Source organism: Limnohabitans sp. (genome assembly GCF_044361985.1).
Lineage (GTDB): Bacteria > Pseudomonadota > Gammaproteobacteria > Burkholderiales > Burkholderiaceae_C > Limnohabitans_A.
In genome coordinates this window covers 23,236-42,165 of sequence record NZ_JBIKHV010000001.1, presented here as the reverse complement: position 1 = coordinate 42,165, position 18,930 = coordinate 23,236, and the positions used below count along the sequence as shown (strand labels likewise).

Below are 18,930 nucleotides of genomic sequence, written 5' to 3'. Positions count from 1 at the left end.
CGGGTCATCTTTTTCCCTCGTGGCGTTGGGCCCATGGCGCAGGCTGTTTGCTGGCAAACGCGGACAGTCCTTGCGCCGCTTCAGTGCTGCGCAGACCTTGGGCAAAAGCTTGAGCCGCCGCATCGCGCAAATCAGGCATGGGACTGCGCAGCATGCGCAGAAGTTGTTTGGTGCTGGCCACCGCGCCGGGGGCTGCACGCAGCAGACGCTGCAAAGTGGCTTGCCAGGCGGTGTCGTTGCTCAGCTCGATGACTTCGTGCACCAGGCCCATGGCATGTGCTTGCTCAGCGCTGTAGCTCAAGCCTTGTAACAGGCATTGGCGTGCAGCGTTCTCGCCCAGGCGTTGCCACACAAAGGGGGCAATTTGGGCAGGGGGCAGGCCCAGTGTGACTTCTGGCGTGCCCAGCACCGAGCGCGCTGTGGCCACCACATGGTCAGCGCAGCACACCAGGCCAAAGCCGCCGCCCATGGCCGCGCCATCGACCCGGCAGACCAGCAGTTGGGGCAGAGCGCAAAGGGCGTGCAGCAAGTCACCAAAGCTTCTGTTCATGGCCAGCAGCGGATCGGTCTGCCCGGTTTGCAGGGGCTGGCCGATCAGCTTGGCAAAGCCACCCAGACTGCCCCCCGCGCAAAAGGCACCCCCTGCACCGGTCAACACCACGATGCGCAAAGAGGCGTCTTGCCCAGCCCGCACACAGGCCTGCAGCAGACGGTCCACCATGGCATCGTTCAGGGCATTGCGCGAGGCTGGCTCGTTCAAGGTCCAGGTCTCGACGGCCCCTTGGCGGTCGATCAGCAAATGCGTCGGGCTCATTTCAAAGGCCGTTTGGCAATGCCCATGGTCTTGGCCAGGATGCCCAGCATCACTTCGTCGGCACCACCGCCAATCGAGGCCAGGCGCCCATCGCGGTACATGCGCGAGACCTTGTTCTCCCAGGTGAAGCCCATGCCGCCCCAGAACTGCAGGCAGGTATCGGGCACCACGCGGTTCAGCCGACCGGCCTTGAGTTTGGCCATGGTGGCCCACTCGGTCACGTCTTCGCCTGCAATGTAGTGTTCGCAAGCCATGTAGGTCAGGGCGCGCAGGCTCTCCACATCCGCCTTGAGTTCGGCCAGCTTGAACTGTACCCATTGCTGGTCGGCCAGGGTTGACCCAAACAGCTTGCGCTCTTGTGCCCATTCCACCGTCCACTGGATACAGTTGCTCAGGCTTTGCAGGCAACTGGCGGCGCACCACAGGCGTTCTTCTTGAAACTGCTGCATTTGGTAGATGAAGCCCTGGCCCTCTGCCCCGATGCGGTAACGCTGGGGCACCCGCACCTCGTCAAAATAAATCAGCCCGGTGTCGCTGCTGTGCATACCGATTTTCCGGATCTTTTTGCCCACCTCGATACCCGGCAGCAGCTTGCCGTTTTCTCGCATAGGGACCATGACCAGGCTTTTGTTTTTATGGATGGGGCCCTCACCCGTGTTCACCAGCATGCACATCCAGTCGGCTTGCAAGCTGTTGGTGATCCACATCTTCTGGCCATTGATGACATAGTCATCACCGTCTTTTCGGGCCACCGTCTTGATGCCTGCGACATCGCTGCCCGCACCCGGCTCGCTCACGCCGATGCAGCCCACCATGTCGCCCGCAATGGCCGGGGCCAGAAACTGTGCGCGCAATTCATCGCTGCCAAAACGGGCCAGTGCGGGTGTGGCCATGTCGGTCTGCACGCCAATGGCCATGGGGATGCCGCCGCAGTCGATGTGGCCCAGTGCCTCGGCCATGGCCATGCTGTAAGAGTAGTCCAAGCCAGCACCACCATAGGCCTCGGGCTTGGTCAGGCCCAACAGACCCAAGTTGCCCATTTTCTTGAAGACTTCGTGCGCTGGGAAAATCTCGGCCGCTTCCCACTCGTCCACATGGGGGTTGATTTCAGACTCGATGAAACGTTTGAGCGTGTTCTGGATTTCGCGGTGCTCGTGGGTGAACTGCATGGCTTGTCTCCTTGGGTTTGGCGTTACATGCGCGCCACGCCAAACGGCATGGTGCGGGGCTGTCTGGCAGCCGCTTCAAGGCAGGTGTCTAGGCAAAAGCTCAGCACGCTGCGGGTGTCGCGGGGGTCGATCACACCATCGTCAAGCACCAGGCCACTGGTGTAAAACGCGTCGGCTTGCGCTTCAAACAAGGCCACAATTTTGTCGAATTGGGCCTGCATTTTTTCGGGGTCAGGCGTGATGCCTTTGCGCGCCATGCCCGCCTCGGCCACGATCTGCATGGTGCGGGCGGCTTGCTCGCCGCCCATGACGGCTGTCTTGGCACCCGGCCAGCTGAACAAAAAGCGTGGTGCATAACCCCGGCCGCACATGCCGTAGTTGCCAGCGCCAAACGAGGCCCCGCACTGGAGGGTGATCTGCGGCACGTTGGCGTGGGTCACCGCCTGGATCATCTTGGCGCCGTGCTTGATCATGCCGCCTTGTTCGCTGTCTTTGCCCACCATGTAGCCTGTGGTGTTTTGCAAATACACGATCGGGTGGCCCAGCTGGCACATCCACTGGATGAAGTGCGTGGCCTTGTTGGCTCCGGCCACATCAATGGGTCCGTTGTTGCTGATGATGCCCACTGCATGCCCGCCGATGCGCGCTTGCGCGCACAACGTGGCGGCGCCATACAGAGATTTGAATTCCAGCAAGTCCGAGTCGTCGACCAGCCGCAACATGATCTCGCGCATGTCGATGGGTTCGCGGTGGTGGGAAGGCATCAGGCCCAGCAGTTCTTCGGGGTCATGGCGTGGCGGTTTGGCTTCGCCTTTAGCGCCAGATGCCGAGGTGTTCTCCGCCCAGTTCCAGCGTGACACCACATCGCGCGCGGTGCCCAGTGCGTGGCGATCGTCTTCGCACAGGTATTCGCCCAGGCCCGACAGGCTGGTGTGCATCTCGGCGCCGCCCAGTTCTTCTTCGCTGGCGAATTCGCCCGTGGCAGCCTTCAACAAGGGCGGCCCGGCCAGAAACGCGCGGGATCTGCCGCGCACCATGATGACGGTGTCGCTCAGGCCCGGCATGTAGGCCCCGCCTGCGGTGCCCGAGCCGTGTTGCACCGTGAGCACGGGTAAGCCCGCTGCCGACAAACGTGCCAGGTTGCGAAAAATGGCACCCCCCAGCACAAAGCCTTCGACCTTGTACTGCATCAGGTTGGCCCCAGCGCTTTCGACCAGGTGCACGAAGGGCAATTTGTTTTCCAGGGCCATTTCCTGCACGCGCAGGATTTTTTCTAGGCCCCGGGCCTGTATGGCGCCAGCCTCGATGCCTGAATCACTGGCGACCACCATGCAGCGCACGCCTTCGATAAAGCCGATGCCCGCGATCATGCCGCCACCTGGAATCGACTGGGTCGGGTCTGGCGTGTCTTGCAAAAACCCCGCCAGCGCGCACAGCGGCAAAAACGGTGTACCGGGGTCGAGCAACAAGGCCACGCGTTCACGTGGCAGCAATTGCCCGCGCTTATCAAACACCGGTTTGGAGCGGGCCGAGGCCTCGGCCGCACGCGCTTGCAGCGCTTGCCACTGCGCCAGGCGGGCCAGCCCCGCCTCGCGCCTTTGCACGGCCAAAGGGCTGTGGGTGTTCCAGGTGGATTCAAATTTCATTGGAAAACCTTGGGTGTCACGGCACGGTGAAAGCCGTCAAAGGGTTTCACCGCATCGCGTTGCTGTACCGCAGTTGGCGCCGTGGCTTGCTGCCAGCCCATGCGCATCTGGGGGCGGGCACCGTCCACACGCAGTACGCTGCCACTGATGAAACTGGCCGCAGGCGAGAGTAAAAAAACGATGGCTGCCGAGGTTTCGGCTTCGTTGCCGAAGCGGCCTTGTGGCACGGTCTGGCGCATCTCGCGCAGCATGGGACCCGCCTCGGGGGGGTAATGGTCCATGCCGCTGCTGGCGATGTAGCCCGGAGCCACGGCGTTCACGCGCACCCCGTGGGCGGCCCACTCCAGTGCGGCCGTTTCGGTGAAGCTGACCATGCCTGCACGTGCTGCACCGCTGTGGCCCATGCCAGGCATCGAACCCCACATGTCGGCCACGATGTTGACCACCACGCCGCCGTGTGCATTCATGCTTTGGTTGAAGCACTCACGCGCCACCAGAAAACCGCCGGTGAGGTTGGTGTCGATGACCGCCTGCCAACCTTTGGCGCTGGTGCTGGCCAGTGGCGATATGTATTGCCCACCTGCGTTGTTGACCAAGCCGTGGATGCGGCCGTGTTGCTGCACCACCTGCGCGACCATGGCTTTCACATCGTCCTCGCGCCGGATGTCGGTGCTGTGCCAGCTGGCCAGACCCCCGTCGCTGGTGATCTCCTGCGCGGTGATGTTCAGCTTGTCAGGGTTGCGGCCCACCAGCACCACGTGCGCTCCCAGGCTCGCCAGCTCGTGCGCGGTGCAGCGGCCAATGCCCGAGCCGCCACCTGTGACCATGAGCACCTGTCCGCTCAGCAGTGCAGGGGCGAATGCTGAGCGGTAATGCGCTTTCGGGGTGGTGGTGCTCATGGGGTGCCTCTCAAAAACAAGCTCAGTGCAGCTTCAGTCAATTCGTCAAGCGATGCACGTCGGGATTTTTGGCCTGCCCTGATCGGGGAAGGTGGTGCGTACCACTGCACCGCCCAATTCAAAGCTCCAAAAATCATCAGTCGTGCCAGACCCACTGGAGCCTGCAGCTGGCCGCTGTCGTGCAGGGCTTGCAGCACGGGCGTCCAGGCGGCTTCGTAATCGTCCTTGATTTGTGTGATGGTCTGGCGTTGCGCATCGTTCAGCGAGCGCCATTCGTACAGCATCACCGGGATGAAATCGCTGTCTGGTCCCAGCAGTACATCAAACTGGTTGCGGATCAATACGCGCAGACGGTCTCGCTCAGTTCGTTGCGTGCTCAGTGTGGCGCAGGCTGCGCTTTGACGCTCAAAGGCCTGTTTCATGCCCTCCACCATCACGGCCAGCAGCAGGTCTTGCTTGTTACCAAAGTGGTAGAAGGGCGAGCCTGGCTGCATGTTCACCCGTGCTGCAATTTCGCGGGTGCTGGTGGCGTCGTAGCCCTTGCGGTGAAACAGCTGCGCTGCAGCCGAGATCAGCGCCTGTCGTCGATTGCCGTCGTCACGCTCGTTTTCGGTTTTTTTAGGGCGTCCGCGGGCACGCTTGGGTTCTGCCAGTTCAGTCATGTGCGCTCATCGTCCCGTCAAACCCATGTCGCGCGAAATCACTTCCTTCATGATCTCGTTGGTGCCGCCATAGATACGTTGCACACGGGCATCGGCATAGGCGCGGGTGATGGGGTATTCCCACATGTAGCCATAGCCACCGTGCAATTGCACGCACTCGTCCATCACTTTGCATTGCAAGTCCGAGCACCAGTACTTGGCCATGCTGGCTGTTGCCGTGTCGAGTTTGTTGTCCAGGATCAGCTCACTGCATTTGTCGACAAACACGCGGGCCACTTGCACCTCGGTTTGCAACTCGGCCAGGGTGTAGCGGGTGTTTTGGTAATTGGCGACCGACTGGCCAAAGACCTTGCGGTCTTTAACGTACTGCACCGTCCAGTCGATGGCCGCTTGCGCAGCAGCAATGCCGCCAATGGCGATTTGCAGGCGCTCCCAGGGCAGTTGCTCCATCAGGCAGATGAAGCCCTTGCCCTGCATGGCCGTGCCGCCCAGCAGTTGGTCAGCACTGACCTTGACGTTGTCAAAGAACAGCTCGGAGGTGTCTTGCGCCTTCAGCCCCAACTTCTTCAATCGTTTGCCCTTTTCAAAGCCGGGCATGCCGCGCTCGATCAAAAACAGGCTGGTGCCTTTGGCCCCTGCAGCTGGGTCGGTCTTGGCCACCAGGATCACCAGGTCGGCATGCCAGCCGTTGGTGATGAAGGTCTTGCTGCCGTTGATGAGGTAAGTGCCATCAGGCTGCAGCAATGCGCTGGTCTTCACGCCTTGCAGGTCTGAGCCTGCTGCCGGTTCACTCATGGCAATCGCGCCCACCATCTCACCGCTGACCAGCTTGGGCAGGTACTTTTTCTTTTGTGCGTCGGTGCCGTAATGCAGGATGTAAGGGGCCACGATCTCGCTGTGCAAGCCATACCCAATGCCAGTGAATCCGGCGCGTGAAAGCTCTTCCATCTGCACCACCGAGTACAGCTTGTCAGCGCCCGATCCACCATAGGCCTCAGGCAGTGTCATGCACAAAAAGCCGTTGTTACCGGCTTTGTTCCAGACGGTGCGATCGACATAGCCTTGATCTTCCCAAGCCGCGTGGTGGGGCGCTATTTCCTTGTCCATGAAGCGGCGAAAGCTGTCGCGAAAAGCTTCATGCTCAGTGGAGAAAAGTGTGCGTTCAATCATGGCTGTCACCTTCAAGACTTCGGGGTTTATTTATACAAAGCGATTGCTTGGTAAAAGTCTATACTGAATGCCGAACCCCGCAACACAGGGCAAACCCCCTGATGACCTCCAGGAGACATTCATGAGCGAAGCATTTGTATACGACGCCATACGGACACCGCGTGGCAAAGGCAAAAAAGATGGCAGCCTGCACGAGGTCAAGCCCATCAGTTTGCTGGCGGGTGTATTGCGTGAATTACAAAGTCGCAACCAGCTGGACACCACCGCGGTGGACGATGTGGTCATGGGCGTGGTGTCGCCGATTGGTGAGCAAGGCTCAGTGATTCCCAAAGTGGCCGCACTGGCTGCGGGCTGGGACTGGCGCTGTTCGGGCGTTCAGATCAACCGCTTTTGCGCCTCTGGCCTGGAGGCGGTCAACATGGCCGCCATGAAAGTGCGCAGCGGCTGGGAAGACCTGGTGGTGGCTGGCGGCTTGGAGAGCATGAGCCGCGTGCCCATTGGTTCGGACGGTGGTGCCTGGGCGCAAGACCCCGAGACCAACAGCGCCACGCTGTTCGTGCCGCAAGGCATTGGGGCCGACCTGATCGCCACCATGAGCGGTTTCAGCCGCCGCGATGTGGACGCCTTTGCGGTGGAATCACAAAAACGCGCCACGGCAGCGCGTGCGGCGGGCTACTTTGATGGCTCGGTGGTGGCGGTCAGGGACAAACTGGGGCAGATCATTCTGGCGCAAGACGAATTCATCAAACCCGCCACCACAGTGGAAACTTTGGGCGGCCTCAAGCCTTCGTTTGAGCAACTGGGTGCCATGGGCTTTGACGCGGTGGCCTTGCAGCGCTACCCGCAGGTCGAGCGCATCCACCATGTGCACCACGCAGGCAATTCGTCAGGCATTGTGGACGGCGCTGCAGCGGTGCTGATCGGCAGCGAAGCCGCTGGAAAAATCTACGGCCTGAAACCCCGTGCACGCATCGTGGCGGCCGCCTTGTCGGGGGCAGATCCGACCATCATGCTCACCGGCCCCATGCCGGCAGCGCGCAAGGCTTTGGCCAAGGCAGGGCTGACGATTGACCAGATTGACCTGTTCGAGATCAACGAAGCTTTTGCAGCGGTGCCCATGAAATTTATGCAGGAGATGCATGTGCCACATGACAAAGTGAACGTGAATGGTGGTGCGATCGCCATGGGCCACCCGCTGGGCGCCACAGGGGCGATGATTTTGGGCATCCTGATTGACGAGTTGCACCGTCGAAAGCTGCGCTACGGCCTGGCCACTTTGTGTGTGGGCGGCGGCATGGGCATCGCCACCATCGTTGAACGCGTTTGATTGGGGAGACACCGAGATGATTTTGAAAACACTGCGCTACGAACTGGTCGAAGGCATCGCCACCATCACCTTTGACGAGCAGGGCTCGCCGGTCAACACCATGTGCCTGCAATGGCAGGCCGACCTGACTCAGGCGGCCGAGCAAGTCCTCAAAGACAAAGCTCAGATCAAGGGCGTCATCCTGGCCTCGGCCAAGTCCACGTTTTTTGCGGGGGCCGACCTCAAGGGCGTGATGCGCTCGCAAGCCTCGGACGGCCCGCGTGTCTTTGTGGAGATTGAAGGCATCAAGAAAGCTTTTCGCACCCTCGAAACACTGGGCGTGCCGGTGGTCAGCTGCCTGAATGGCTCGGCCTTGGGCGGCGGCTGGGAAGTGGCTTTGATCGGCCACCACCGCATCGCCACGGCCAACCCCAAAACACAATTCGGTCTGCCCGAAGTCACGCTGGGATTGATTCCCGGTGGCGGCGGCATCACCAAAATGACGCGCCAACTGGGCCTGCTGGCCGCGCAGCCCTATGTGCTGGAGAGCAAACTCTTTGGCCCCGCTGAAGCCGTCAAGTTGGGCCTGGTGCATGAGTTGGTGGACAGCGATGACCAGCTGCGACCGCGTGCCTTGGCCTTTATCGCTGCAGCGCAAGGCCAGCCTGAAGCAGCCCAGCATGTCTGGGACCGCAAGGACTACAAGATGCCTGGCGGCACGCCCAGCAACCCCAAAATCGCGGGCATGCTGAACGTGGCCCCAGCGGTGCTGAAACAAAAAACACGCGGCTTGTACCCCGCCCCCGAAGCGGCACTGGCTGCCATGGTCGAAGGGGCGATGGTGGACTTCGACACCGCCATGCGCATCGAAAGCCGTTACCTGGCGGGTCTGATGACCAGCCAGGTGGCACGCAACATGATCAACACCTTTTTCTTCAACATGAACAGCATCAAGGGCGGCCAAAGCCGCCCGAAAGATGTGCCGCGTTACAGGCCACAAAAGGTGGGCATTCTGGGTGCGGGCATGATGGGCTCGGGCATCGCGTATTCGCAAGCCAGCCGGGGCATCCCCTCAGTGCTCAAAGACGTGAGCATTGAAGCTGCTGAAAAAGGCAAGGCCTACAGCCACAAACTCACGCAAAAGCGCGTGGACAAAGGCCGCATGGCGGCGGACAAACAAGCGGCTTTGTTGTCACTGATCCAGCCCACGGCCAGCGCGCAAGACCTGAAGGGCTGCGACCTGATCATCGAAGCCGTGTTTGAAAACCGCGAGCTCAAGGCCCGTGTCACGCAAGAGGCCGAGCCCATGTTGGCCGAAGGCGGTTTCTTTGCCAGCAACACCTCCACCTTGCCCATCAGCGGTTTGGCCCAAGCCAGCGCCAGGCCCGACAAATTTGTGGGCATCCATTTCTTCAGCCCGGTCGACAAGATGCAGCTGGTCGAGATCATTCGCGGGGCACAGACCGATGACGAGACCATCGCCCGAGCCTACGACTATGTGCAGGCGCTGGGCAAGCTGCCGATCGTGGTGAACGACTCGCGTGGTTTCTACACCAGCCGGACCTTTGGCACCTTTGTCATGGAGGGTGCGGCCATGCTGGGTGAAGGCATCCCTGCGCCCGTGATCGAGAACTTGGCCATGCAAGTGGGCATGCCCGTAGGGCCGTTTGCCGTGCTGGACGAAACCGCCTTGTCGTTGTCGGTGCACGTGCTGGACCAGACCCGGGACGACTTGGCCAAGGAAGGCAAAACATACCAGGCCACGCCTGGTGAGTTGCTGGTGGAGCGCATGGTCAAAGAACTCAAACGCGCTGGCCGCGCCGCAGGCGGAGGTTTTTATGACTATCCCGCTGGCCAGAAAAAACAGTTGTGGCCCGAGCTGAAAACCCGTTTCGAGAAAGCAGATGCGCGCTACAGCCTGCAAGACATCAAGGACCGACTGCTTTATCGCCAAGCCGTCGAGACTGCACGTTGCTTGCAAGAAGGCGTGCTGACTTCGGTGCACGACGGCAACATTGGCTCGATCTTTGGCATCGGTTTTCCGGCCTGGACAGGCGGCGCCTTGCAATTCATCTACGCCCAGGGAGTGGATGCGTTCGCCAAACGCTGCGCTGAACTGGCGGCGCAGTATGGTGCGGGGTTTGTGTTGACGGCTGAAGTCATGGCGAGCTTGAAGCAGCATCAGCCCGTGTACTGAAGCCGGGTCTCAGAACGCTCATTCACAACACACGCAGAGTCATCAGCCTGTGGGTGCGTGTGTTGTCGCACAGCACCACGGTATCGAATGGCTTGAAAATAAACACGTGTTTTAGAGCAGCGGTGTGACCGTTCTGAATGAGTGGGCATGCCGCCGAGTGTCACAAATGGTGGGATGGCGATGAAATTATTTTGTGCGTGGCTGCTTTGCGGATTCATGGGGACATGCCACGCCAGTGACAGTTGGAGCAGTGAGTTGAGCCATGCCACCGGCGGCGCTTTGTTGGCGGGCGCAGTCACGCGCTATTACAGTGATTCTGAAAACCGCGCATGGATCGGTTTTGCCGTCAGCAGCGCAGGCATTGTGCTTTCAGAAAGTTACCAGATCTCACAGGGTGCCAAGCGTTCCAGTTCTTACTTGGACATAGCCTCTCATGTGGCAGGGGCCGCCTTGGGCGCATGGTGGATGGAGAAATACGGGCTCACGCCCGTCATCAGTCGCCATTCTGTGGGCTTGGTGATGCGCCGGCAGTTTTGAAAATCGGTGATGGCCTTAAAACACCCTCAAATCGCCTTGACCCGCACCCCACCGATGACCCCTGCCACCAGCAGTGCAATGCCTGCCAGAGTGAGCGGTTCAGGCCATTGGCCGCGCAGCCAAAAAGCGTAGCCGAGCGCAGCCAGGGTTTCAAACACGATGAGTTGCCCAGCCAGGGCGGTGGGCAGGCGCTGACTGGCGGCGTTCCAGCACAGCGTGCCCAGCCAAGATGAGAACAGGCCGATGGCGACCATGAGGCCCAAAAATTCGAGTGGCCGTGGCCCCAGTGGCATGGGCAGTGGGTCGTTCGTTGCGCTTGTCCATAACCAGAAGGCAGCATAGCCCAACAAGGCCAGGGGCAGGGTGGCCAGGCCTTGGGCGGTGGCCCACACGCGGGGGTTGCGGTCGGGGTGGCCGCGCAGCCAGTCGGCATTTTTCAGGGGGTACCAGGTCCAGCAAACCACTGCGCCTATGGCCAGCACTGCACCTGTGATGTATCGCGTGGTGTCAGCATGTGGGTTTTGCACCAGTGCCGTCCACTCTACATGGTTGACGCAGGCAATGCCCAGCAAAATGAGTGCAAGCGGTGGTGCGAGTTGCAACCAAGGAAAACGCCCGTCGCGCTGGTGGTTGAGCAGATTGGCCGCAATGGCGATCACCACCGGCAGCGTGCCGATGATCATGGTGGGCAGGGCGCCTCCGGCACGCTGGATGGCGCTGGCCAAAAACAGGTAATAAAGCACGTTGCCAATCGCTGCCAGCTTGAGCGCAGCCAGCCAGTCGGCACGGCTCAGCCGCTGGATGTCGGCGCGGTCTACAAAGGCCAGTGGCAAAGCGATGAGGCCAAAGGCCAGGTAGCGGCCAAAGGTGTGCAACGCAGCGGGGTATTCGGGCAGCATCAGCGGGCCGACAAAGACCAGGCCCCACATCATTCCAGCGGCCAGAGAAAAGAAGACACCGCCCCACATGGCGGTTGCGTTTTGGGGCATGGGGTTTTCAGGCGTGGGTATCAGGTCTGACAGGCGGGCAACTGCCAGTTGTGCCAAATCGCCAAGGGGTGCAGGGGCAAGTTATCGCCGCAGGATTGAATTCGGTACATGCCAGAGATTATCCGTGCTGTCTCGGCCGTCGTTCAGCTCGACAGCCAGACCTTCTGATAACGCCCCTGAGGGTCGTGGTCCTGGGTTTGTTTGGCAGGGTTAAAGCGCCGGCCCTGACGCGGGTCTGTGCCACGGCCAGAGACATACAGCCAGTTGCCCTGGTTGCTGTACACATCAAAGTCCACCAGTTGCGATTCGAACCAGGCGGCGCCTGAACGCCAGTCGCAAGCCAGGTCATGCACCAGATAACTGGCCACGATCTGGCGTATGCGGTTAGAGGTGTAGCCCGTGCTGGCCAGCTCTCGCATGCCCGCATCCACAATGGGCTCGCCGGTGTTGCCATCGCACCAGCGTTGAAAGTCTTTGGGAAAGTGCGAGGGTCGGGCAAGCTCTGACAAGCCGCGGGCCGCGTAAAGCTGGCGGCCATGTTGCAGGTGCAAAAATCTGAAGTTGTCACGCCAAAGCAACTCAAACCAAAGCCAATATGTGCCGTCGTTGGCGCCGTGTTGCTGCTCGTAGGCCTGCAATGCGGCCCAGATGGTGCGCACTGACAGCGCGCCCGTGGCCAGCCACGGCGACCAGTGGCTGCTGGTGTGCTGGCCTTGTAAGGCATTGCGGGTTTGCTTGTAGCGATCGGGCCAGGGGGGCGTCAGGTAGCTTTGCAAATGGGCCAGGGCGCTGGTTTCGCCGCCTTGGCAGCGGGGGAGGTGGTGGGGGGAATTTGACGGGTCATCCAAGCCCAAGGGCTGGTCCAACGACATCAGGGTCCAGGGGGTATCGGTCCATCCAGGCAGTGTGCTCAACACGGCCAGTTCAGGGGGCGGCGGCAAAAGGCGGGGTGCTGCCAGCGGTGCCAAAGGCAGCACACCTGCCGCTTCAATGCGCTGGCGGAACGCCGTGAAGACTTGCGGCATGTCGACCACGCTGAAGGGCAGTTTTTCGGGCTCCAGCAAGCTGGACTGCCACACGGTGTTCACCGTGAAGCCTGCGGCCCGCAAGGCTTGCACCTGGGCTTGCTCTTCGGGGGCGGCGATGTCTTCACAAAAGATGGCTTGCGCCTGTACGCGCCTGGCGCACTCGGCCAAAGCCTCATGGGCAGGGCCATGCAGCAACAGCAATTGTTGGCCTAGTGCTTGCAGCGATGCGATCAGGTCTTGCAGGCTGTCGGCCACAAAGCGCCTGCGGTGTGCACCCATGCGCCGAAAGCCCCAGGCCGTGGCTTCGTCTTGCGCGGGGTCGTGGGCATACACCAGCAGCAAACGTTGGCCGTGTTGTGTGGCATGTGCAACCGCTTGCAGCAAGGTGCGTGAGTCATGCAGGCGCAAGTCGTTTCGGAACCAGAAAATCGTGCTGCGCATGGTATTAAAAATCAAAGCCCAGTTGCTGGCTGGGTGAGGTGTTGGATGCAGAGGACTTGACCGCTTTTTTGCGGCTGGTTTTGGGGGCGTCGTTGTCGCGTGTGAACACGTCGCGTTGGTGGCCGCTGCCGTGTTTGCGCGAGGCGTGTTTGTCGACAACAGCTTTTTTACCGGCTTTCACATCAGGGTCTGCCCGTCGTGCGTGCAACGCAGCTTTGGCGGTGCGGGTGGCTTCAGCCAGGTCCACCACCGGTTCGGGAACGTCCACACCCACGGTCAGTCCGCACTGGCGCTGCACTTCGGTGGGCATGCGCCAGGGTTCAAACAGCCAGGCATCGGGCACGCGCCGCATGTGCGGCAACCAGCGGCGCACAAAGATGCCCTTGGGGTCATGGTCCTGGGCTTGCTTGACTGGGTTGTAGACCCGGGTGGTGTTGATGCCGGTGGTGCCCGATTGCATTTGAAGCTGGCTCCAGTGGATGCCGGGTTCGTAGTCCAGAAACTGGGTGGCCAGCCACTGGCCCACAGGTCGCCAGTCGAGCCACAGCGGGTAAGCAGCCACCGACACCAGCATGGCCCGCATGCGAAAGTTGAGCCAGCCCGTTTCGCGCAGCATGACGACGCAGGCGTCCACCATGGGCCAGCCGGTGCGTGCCGAGGTCAGGGCTTCAAAGTGCGCATCGCTCCAGCTGTCTTCTCGCAGGCCATCGTAGCCCCGATGCATGTTGCGCCATTCGATTTCAGGCTCGCTTTCAAGCTTTTGAATGAAGTGGCAGTGCCAATACAAACGGCTAATGAAGCCGGTCAGGCCCGCCCGGTGCCTGAATGCTTGTGTTGGCAACGCATCCAGAGTGGCCCGAGTGCTTTGCACCACTTCACGCAGGCTGATGCAGCCCCAAGCCAGATAAGTCGACAGGCGTGAACACGCATCGGGCGAAGACAGGGGCGACGAAATTCCGCCCCTGTAGCCCAGCGCCCGCGCATTCAGAAAACTGTGCAAGGTGTCAACCGCCAGACTGCGCCCGCCATGCTGGCGCTGCGCAGGGTTGTGCCGCAGTGCAGTGGGTGCGACCATCACCTCAGGGCCTTGCGACTCAGTCGCATTGAAAAAATTCAGCGCGGGTAAAACCGCTTGCGGTTTGGCCATGTGCGCTTCCCATTGGCCTTGCCAGGTGTTGCGGTTTTTAAGGCGGCGCACCACCCCAAATGACGCAAACTCAGTCCATGTCAGCCCCAGGCTTCGGCACCACGCACCCACTTGCAGATCACGCTCATAAGTGAAAGCGTTACCAGTTTCCATGTGCGATACCAGCTCGGCAAAAGGGGCTTGCTGATACAGCGATGCCAGCACCTGGACGGCTGACCCTGCCCGCACCTGCAAGCTGCCACCCAAGGCGAGTAATTCGGTGTGCAGTTCGGCCAGCGATTCGCGCACAAATTCAAAGTGCTGCAAAGCTGCATCGGGCTGGGTCCACAGATTAGGCTCCAAGATGTAGAGGCACAGCACTGGGCCCTGGTTGGCGGCATGCACCAGCGCCGCGTGGTCGTGCAGGCGCAAGTCGCGTTTGAACCAGACCACTCGGTAAGTCACAGCCATGGCCCTGTTGCTGTGGCTGCGTAACGGCTGCCTTCAATGGGGACGCAACTCAACAAAGCCCGGGGCAATTCTGGAACCTGTTGTTGCAAATACCTTCGCACAAAGTCAGCGGCCAACCAGGGCGCGGTTGAGCCACTCCAGACAGCATTTTCTTGAATTCTCCAATCACCCTGGGCCTGGTGCAGTACCACGATGCTGGGGTTCAAGGTTTTGAAGACCACTTCGGCAATGGCCCAGTCGGTTTGTCTGTGCAGTTGCAGCAGCTTGGCTTCGAGCGAATCCGGCAGGCTGTGTTGTTGAATGACATGAAGGACAGCCGTGGCCGTGGTGGGGTTGGCGAGGTCGTTGTGCACCGGGCTGCAGTCTCGCTGGAGTTGCCGCCAGTGCTCAGCCATCCAGCCTTTGGGGTCAAACCGCTGCCCGCTGACCTCCAGCAGGGTCCTGTTGTCTTGCTGAACCCAGTCAACGTGGCCATCGATGATCAGGAAACCAAGCACCCCCAGCAGGGTCGCGGCGACGTGGCGTTTCATGAGCAGTCTTTGGCGTTGAAAGGATCAAGCACTTTCTGCCAATGAAATGCCTTCGTGTGTGGCCACCATTTGCAGCGCCTTTTCAAACAAAGCCCTGGCTGAAGCGGCCATGGTGTTCAGTTGCTGGTGCAGTTCGGCGTCCTTGGGACTTTCGTTAAGGCAATTGCGGCTGTAGTCTTCGAATCGACCCAGCTGGCCAATGAGTTCGGCAACGTGCCGGGGGCATTCGCACATCACCTGGCTTGGGATATTGACCACGCGTTGCAAAACCGCATCTGAAAATTGGCGAGAGGGAATCGGTGTGGCCAAACTCTCCACCACCCACGAGGGGGCATAAAGCGGAGGGCGTGCGCTTTGAATGATGGTGGCCAGGGCCAGATCGTTCAGTGGCTCATGGTGCACCAAAAAAGATGCGCGGCCCAGCTTGGCGATGGCGTTCAACTGTCCGAAGCTGTAAAGCACCACGGTTTGCCTTGCAGCCAGCTTTTGAGACAAAGTCAAAATCTGCTCAGCGGTGCTGTCGTTCAAGCCATTCACTGACACCACGAGCACGTCAGGGGCTGGGTCCAGTTGAGCGCCACTCGCTTCGGCCAGATCTGCCCACACCTTGTGAATGTGCATGGGTTGCCCGAGTCGTGTGGCACTGAATGTTTCAGACTGCATGCGGCTGGCCAAATTGGCCCCGACTACCACCCATGCGACATTGGCCAGGGCCGGCCGCTGAGTTGGTGCGTTTGCAATGTCTGCGCCTGTTTGCAGCAGTTGCTTCAACTGCTCTGTGGACAAACCCGCAATCAGGCTGATGCCGTGGCCTTGGCCCGTGAGCGATTTCAGCAACGCGGCTTTTCGCAAATCCTCTTCGTTGTATAGCCTGTGTTGCCCTTGGGTGGTGGTGGGCGAAAACGCGTTGTAGCGTGTTTGCCAGATGCGTAAGGTTGGCACAGGCACGCCGCTGAGTTTGGAAACCACACCGATGCGGTAAAGCACCTGACTTGTCAAAGGAGGATGGGTCATTGTCTTGTTTATGTATTGAGTAGTTATTTTACGGTATAAACAGAATAATTGTGAAAATAAATAGCTTGTGAGTGGTTTTTTATGGTTTAAAACATACAATAACCACTCCAATGAGGAGCTATTCATGATCCTGAAGAAAACAGCCAAGGCCGTCGACATTGCGGTTTTTATTACTTCACGCTCGGCGATAGAGCCTGTGACGACCGAAGAGATTGCTGCGGGTTTGGGGCTGTCGTCCTCTTACACAGAGTCGATACTCAAAGAACTGCGTGAGGCGGGTTTGATCCGCGCCCACCGCGGTCCCGGGGGCGGTTACCAAATTCGCGGCAACCCTGAAGACATCAGTCTGTGGGATGTGGTGAAACACTTTGAAGTGGTGCACAGCTTCGACGAGGTGTACCCCGACAACGCGCACCCAATGAAGGCGCTGGAGTCTGAAATTCAAAGGCACTTGCAAGAGGCCTTGGCATCTCAAACCCTGGACGATGTGGCTGTACCTTTCATGCCACGTGATGCCAGCGTCTCATCCATGTTGGGCCAATTTCGCCTGAAGCCAATGCCCGCACCTTTCATACCGAAGGCGCCAAACTCGGTGTTTCAACTGAGCATGATGCTTTGAACCCTGCCGACGGGTATCTGCCCATCGGTGAATGCAAACACACCCAAAGGCCAATGTTCAAGGGCGATGGCCTGCCCTAGCATGACTGGGTGACTGTTTTTCGCCACACCCTTCCTGTCGATACCCCACGTCCTGGGCCCATGCTGGACCGTTGGGCCCATTCCCAAGTATCACCGCTCACGCGGGGCGTGTCGACAGCGTCCTTGCGCATGGCATTTGACGACTGGGCCACGCATCTGTCCCTGAACCCTGCTGAGCAACTCAAGTTGCTTCAGTTGGCTTTGCAAAGCACGCAGCAGCTGGTCAACTACGCGGCCCAAGCCCAAAAAAAAGATTGCAAACCTTGCATCGAACCGATGGTGCACGACACCCGGTTTTCACACCCGAGCTGGCAGGGTTGGCCTTTCAATGCCATCAGCCAATCGTTTTTGCTGACACAGCAATGGTGGCATGAGGCCACCACCGGGGTGCGAGGCGTTTCGCCACACCACGAGTCGGTGGTCAATTTCACAGCCCGACAATGCCTTGACATGTTGTCGCCAGCCAATTTTGTGATAACGAATCCCGAGGTGCTGGAACGGACGGAAAAAACCATAGGGGCCAACTTGCGTCAGGGCTTTGTGAATTGGCTCGAAGACACTCAGCGCTGGCAGTCGGGCCAGCCTCCCAAAGGCACTGAGGCTTATCAGGTCGGGCGCAACGTGGCCATCACGCCTGGGCAAGTCATTTACCGCAACCACTTGATCGAGTTGATTCAGTACACGCCCGTCACCCCTCAGGCGAGACCTGAGCCTGTGCTGATCGTGCCATCGTGGATCATGAAATATTACATTCTCGATTTGTCACCTCACAATTCGCTGATCAAGTACCTGGTGGATAACGGGCACACCGTGTTTGCCATGTCCTGGGCCAACCCGGATGCCGATGACCGTGATCTGGACATGGAAGACTATTTGCGCATGGGCGTGCTGGACGCCTTAGAGGTGGTGTGCGCCGTGGTGCCCAAACACAAAGTACACGCGGTCGGGTATTGTTTGGGCGGTACGCTGTTGTCCATCGCGGCTGCGGCCATGGCCAGGGACGCCGACGACCGCTTGGCCAGCATGACGCTGCTGGCAGCACAAACTGATTTTTCTGAGCCTGGTGAGCTGGAGCTGTTCATTGACGACAGCCAGGTGGCGCACCTGGAGGACATCATGTGGGACCGGGGTTACCTGGACAGCACCCAGATGGCGGGTGCGTTCCAGTGGATGAATTCAAACGACCTGATCTGGTCGCGCTTGCTGAAGGATTATTTGCTGGGCGAGCGAACACCGATGACGGACCTGATGGCCTGGAACGCCGATGGCACGCGCTTGCCCTACCGCATGCATGCCGAATATTTGAGGCGGATGTTTTTAAAAAATGATTTGGCCAGTGGACGCTACCGTGTGAATGGCAAACCCGTGGCATTGACTGCGATCCAATGCCCCACTTATTGCATCGGTACAGTGCGCGACCATGTGTCGCCCTGGCGGTCGGTGCACAAGTTGCACCTGCTGACAAATGTGGACACCACCTTTTTATTGACATCAGGGGGCCACAATGTGGGCATCGTTAACCCGCCGGGTGTGCCGGGGCGCAGCTACCAAGTGCTAACCCGTTTGCACGACGGCCCGTACCTGGACCCTGACGCCTGGTTGCAGGCGGCTGTCCAGCACGAAGGCTCTTGGTGGACGCACTGGCTGAATTGGTTGCAAATTCATTCAGGTGAAGCCGATTCGCTGCCCGCTATGGGAGCGCCTGATATGGGCTTGGCGCCGTTGATCGCTGCACCAGGGCAATATGTTCTTAAAAAATGAGCGATAAAAATGGACACAAGCAGGCACCCATTTCATGAACTTTTTGCGCAGATGGGCTTGCCCTGTGATGCGCCAAGCATTGCGAAATTCATCCAAGATCACAGTCCTTTACCAGGACACATTGCGCTACCAGACGCTGAATTCTGGACGCCTGCCCAAGCAGAATTTTTGCGCGAAACATGGCTGGCCGATGCCGAATGGGCCAATCAGGTGGACCAGTTGAGTGAGGCCTTGAGGGCCAACTGAGGCATCCACAAATTTCCACCCCTTTGAAGGCATGTGATGGCCCTGCGTCCGATCAGACCAATTTTCTGAAGACTGCCCCCCATATAACGATGCCCTGAAAGTGCGTTTTGTGGAGGGTCTTGGAAAAATCAATCGTGCTTGGATGTGTCAAGGAAGGCGGTATTGAAGCAATTGAAATTCCTGATGTTGGACATTAAAACTACGCGTGTCATGCAAATTTAATCA

The 18,930-nt window shown here is 59.5% G+C and carries 17 protein-coding genes; 6 read left to right on the top strand and 11 right to left on the bottom strand.

Annotated elements, in window-relative coordinates; all coding sequences use genetic code 11:
- Window positions 1-4: 4 nt before the first annotated feature.
- Genes ACIQ3A_RS00190 through ACIQ3A_RS00165 form a run of 6 tightly spaced genes read right to left on the bottom strand, consistent with a single transcriptional unit; the run spans window position 5 to window position 6,360 of the window.
- Window positions 5-814, bottom strand: coding sequence for an enoyl-CoA hydratase/isomerase family protein (locus tag ACIQ3A_RS00190; protein WP_396429723.1), 810 nt, complete (start codon window positions 812-814; stop codon window positions 5-7).
- Window positions 811-1,983: an acyl-CoA dehydrogenase family protein gene (locus ACIQ3A_RS00185; protein WP_396429722.1), complete on the bottom strand. Its 1,173-nt coding sequence runs from the start codon at window positions 1,981-1,983 to the stop codon at window positions 811-813. The genes ACIQ3A_RS00190 and ACIQ3A_RS00185 overlap by 4 nt, the downstream gene beginning before the upstream one ends.
- Before the next feature lie 23 nt (window positions 1,984-2,006).
- Window positions 2,007-3,629, bottom strand: a complete 1,623-nt coding sequence (locus tag ACIQ3A_RS00180; RefSeq protein ID WP_396429721.1) for an acyl-CoA carboxylase subunit beta — start codon at window positions 3,627-3,629, stop codon at window positions 2,007-2,009.
- A complete protein-coding gene (locus tag ACIQ3A_RS00175; RefSeq protein WP_396429720.1) occupies window positions 3,626-4,528 on the bottom strand; it encodes an SDR family oxidoreductase in 903 nt (300 codons plus the stop codon). The genes ACIQ3A_RS00180 and ACIQ3A_RS00175 overlap by 4 nt, the downstream gene beginning before the upstream one ends.
- Entirely contained in the window at window positions 4,525-5,190 is a 666-nt protein-coding gene (locus ACIQ3A_RS00170; protein WP_396429719.1) for a TetR/AcrR family transcriptional regulator, read from the bottom strand. Before ACIQ3A_RS00170 ends, ACIQ3A_RS00175 begins: the two co-directional genes overlap by 4 nt.
- Before the next feature lie 6 nt (window positions 5,191-5,196).
- Complete coding sequence (locus ACIQ3A_RS00165) at window positions 5,197-6,360, bottom strand: acyl-CoA dehydrogenase family protein (RefSeq protein WP_396429718.1); 1,164 nt, start codon at window positions 6,358-6,360, stop codon at window positions 5,197-5,199.
- A 121-nt stretch (window positions 6,361-6,481) separates the two neighbouring features.
- Between ACIQ3A_RS00165 and ACIQ3A_RS00160 the strand changes: the two genes are divergently transcribed.
- From ACIQ3A_RS00160 to ACIQ3A_RS00150, 3 genes are all read left to right on the top strand, one after another.
- The gene (locus ACIQ3A_RS00160; RefSeq protein ID WP_396429717.1) at window positions 6,482-7,687 is read left to right on the top strand and encodes an acetyl-CoA C-acetyltransferase; all 1,206 of its coding nucleotides are present in this window, start codon (window positions 6,482-6,484) and stop codon (window positions 7,685-7,687) included.
- A gap of 22 nt (window positions 7,688-7,709) precedes the next feature.
- Complete coding sequence (locus ACIQ3A_RS00155; RefSeq protein WP_396429825.1) at window positions 7,710-9,863, top strand: 3-hydroxyacyl-CoA dehydrogenase NAD-binding domain-containing protein; 2,154 nt, start codon at window positions 7,710-7,712, stop codon at window positions 9,861-9,863.
- 255 nt (window positions 9,864-10,118) lie between these two features.
- Window positions 10,119-10,400 carry a hypothetical protein gene (locus tag ACIQ3A_RS00150; RefSeq protein WP_396429716.1) on the top strand — a complete coding sequence of 94 codons (282 nt, stop codon included), beginning with the start codon at window positions 10,119-10,121 and terminating at the stop codon, window positions 10,398-10,400.
- A 26-nt stretch (window positions 10,401-10,426) separates the two neighbouring features.
- Here ACIQ3A_RS00150 and ACIQ3A_RS00145 read toward each other — a convergent pair whose 3' ends face one another.
- The 5 genes from ACIQ3A_RS00145 to ACIQ3A_RS00125 all read right to left on the bottom strand — a co-directional run bounded on the left by ACIQ3A_RS00145 (window position 10,427) and on the right by ACIQ3A_RS00125 (window position 15,999).
- A complete protein-coding gene (locus tag ACIQ3A_RS00145; RefSeq protein ID WP_396429824.1) occupies window positions 10,427-11,368 on the bottom strand; it encodes a DMT family transporter in 942 nt (313 codons plus the stop codon).
- A gap of 164 nt (window positions 11,369-11,532) precedes the next feature.
- Window positions 11,533-12,858, bottom strand: coding sequence for a DASH family cryptochrome (locus ACIQ3A_RS00140; protein ID WP_396429715.1), 1,326 nt, complete (start codon window positions 12,856-12,858; stop codon window positions 11,533-11,535).
- A 4-nt stretch (window positions 12,859-12,862) separates the two neighbouring features.
- Window positions 12,863-14,449 (bottom strand): deoxyribodipyrimidine photo-lyase/cryptochrome family protein, encoded by a 1,587-nt coding sequence (locus tag ACIQ3A_RS00135; RefSeq protein WP_396429823.1) that lies wholly within the window; start codon window positions 14,447-14,449, stop codon window positions 12,863-12,865.
- Window positions 14,446-14,985 carry a hypothetical protein gene (locus tag ACIQ3A_RS00130; RefSeq protein WP_396429714.1) on the bottom strand — a complete coding sequence of 180 codons (540 nt, stop codon included), beginning with the start codon at window positions 14,983-14,985 and terminating at the stop codon, window positions 14,446-14,448. The genes ACIQ3A_RS00135 and ACIQ3A_RS00130 overlap by 4 nt, the downstream gene beginning before the upstream one ends.
- 24 nt (window positions 14,986-15,009) lie before the next feature.
- Window positions 15,010-15,999 carry a MerR family transcriptional regulator gene (locus ACIQ3A_RS00125; RefSeq protein WP_396429713.1) on the bottom strand — a complete coding sequence of 330 codons (990 nt, stop codon included), beginning with the start codon at window positions 15,997-15,999 and terminating at the stop codon, window positions 15,010-15,012.
- Between the two features lie 124 nt (window positions 16,000-16,123).
- Between ACIQ3A_RS00125 and ACIQ3A_RS00120 the strand changes: the two genes are divergently transcribed.
- The 3 genes from ACIQ3A_RS00120 to ACIQ3A_RS00110 all read left to right on the top strand — a co-directional run bounded on the left by ACIQ3A_RS00120 (window position 16,124) and on the right by ACIQ3A_RS00110 (window position 18,705).
- Window positions 16,124-16,618, top strand: a complete 495-nt coding sequence (locus tag ACIQ3A_RS00120) for an RrF2 family transcriptional regulator (protein WP_396429712.1) — start codon at window positions 16,124-16,126, stop codon at window positions 16,616-16,618.
- Between the two features lie 140 nt (window positions 16,619-16,758).
- Complete coding sequence (locus ACIQ3A_RS00115) at window positions 16,759-18,459, top strand: PHA/PHB synthase family protein (RefSeq protein ID WP_396429711.1); 1,701 nt, start codon at window positions 16,759-16,761, stop codon at window positions 18,457-18,459.
- A gap of 9 nt (window positions 18,460-18,468) precedes the next feature.
- Window positions 18,469-18,705: a DUF2789 family protein gene (locus ACIQ3A_RS00110; RefSeq protein WP_396429710.1), complete on the top strand. Its 237-nt coding sequence runs from the start codon at window positions 18,469-18,471 to the stop codon at window positions 18,703-18,705.
- Window positions 18,706-18,930: the final 225 nt, after the last annotated feature.